The sequence below is a fragment of the Polaromonas sp. genome (assembly GCF_030682935.1).
Classification (GTDB): domain Bacteria; phylum Pseudomonadota; class Gammaproteobacteria; order Burkholderiales; family Burkholderiaceae_C; genus Polaromonas.
Genome location: NZ_JAUXNA010000026.1, coordinates 1 through 1,344 on the forward strand (window position 1 = coordinate 1; position 1,344 = coordinate 1,344).

2 protein-coding genes are annotated in these 1,344 nt (G+C 62.2%); both read right to left on the reverse strand.

The genetic code is table 11. The annotated features are described in order from the left end of the window. Positions 1-835: phospho-N-acetylmuramoyl-pentapeptide-transferase (gene mraY / locus Q8K05_RS00985; RefSeq protein ID WP_305244687.1), on the reverse strand; the 835-nt coding region annotated here is incomplete at its 3' end. Then, on the reverse strand, positions 825-1,344 hold a 520-nt coding region (locus tag Q8K05_RS00990; RefSeq protein ID WP_305244688.1), incomplete at its 5' end, for a glutamate ligase domain-containing protein. The genes Q8K05_RS00990 and mraY, both read right to left, overlap by 11 nt.

Below are 1,344 nucleotides of genomic sequence, written 5' to 3' on the forward strand. Positions count from 1 at the left end.
AAGCCAGCCCCGCGCCCGCCATGGCAGCACAAAAGATGAGCAGTTCGCCCGAACCGGGAATGTGCGGAAAAAGAAGGTATTTGGAATAGACCGAGCTGCCGGTGACATAGGCGAACACGCCCAGCGCAGAGCCCACCATGACCACGGGCATGATGGCCAGTCCATCGAGCCCGTCCGTCAGGTTGACGGCATTGCTGGAACCCACGATCACCAGATAGGTCAGGATCACAAAGCCAAACACGCCCAGCGGATAGCTCACTTCCTTCATGAAGGGCACCGACAGTCCGGCCTTGGGCGGCAAATCCACATCAAAACCCGACTGCACCCAGCTGACGAACAGCTCCAGCACGCGCAGGTTGGAGCTTTCGGAGATGCTGAACACCAGATAGAGCGCCGCCACCAAGCCGATCAGGGACTGCCAGAGGTATTTTTCACGCGAGCGCATGCCCTCCGGGTCCTTGAGCACGACTTTGCGCCAGTCGTCAGCCCAGCCGATGGCGCCGAAACCCAGCGTGACGATCAGCACAATCCAGACAAATCGGTTGGACAGATCGGACCACAGCAGTGTCGATATGCCGATGGCGAGCAGGATCAGCACGCCTCCCATGGTGGGTGTCCCGCTTTTGCTCAGGTGCGTCTGCATGGCGTATTCGCGGATGGGCTGGCCAATCTTGAGCGCGATGAGCCGGCGAATCACGAAAGGGCCGGCGATCAGGCCGATCAGCAGCGCCGTGACGGCAGCCATGACCGCGCGCAGCGTCAGATACTGAAATACCCTGAGAAAACCCCATTCAGGGGATATCGTCTGGAGCCACTGGGCCAGGCTAAGCAGCATGAGGCTCTTTCTTGTGTTGTTGGATGTGATCGGGGGCTAGCGCGGAAATGGACTGAACCACCCGTTCCATCTTCATGAAGCGGGAGCCCTTGACCAGCACGCTGCCTGAATGCGGCAGTTCGGCCACCACGGCAGCGACCAGCGCCTCCATGTCATTGAAATGGCGCCCTGGGCCGAATGCGCTGGCCGCCCGCTGCGCCTGTTCGCCCAGGGTGAAGAGTTTTTCGATGCCCATCGCCCGGGCATGCTGGCCGGCTTCGTCGTGAAACTGCGGCCCCTGGTCGCCGACCTCGCCCATGTCGCCCATCACCAGCAGGCGCGGCGCGGGCAGCTCGGCCAGCACGTCGATGGCAGCGCGCATGGAGTCGGGGTTGGCGTTGTAGGTGTCATCCACCAGCGTGAGTACGCGACCCTGCAGCCGCACGGAGACAGCACGCGAGCGCCCCTTGACCGGCGAGAAAGAGGACAAGCCGGCCGATATGAATGGCAAGGGCACGCCGGCAGCGAGT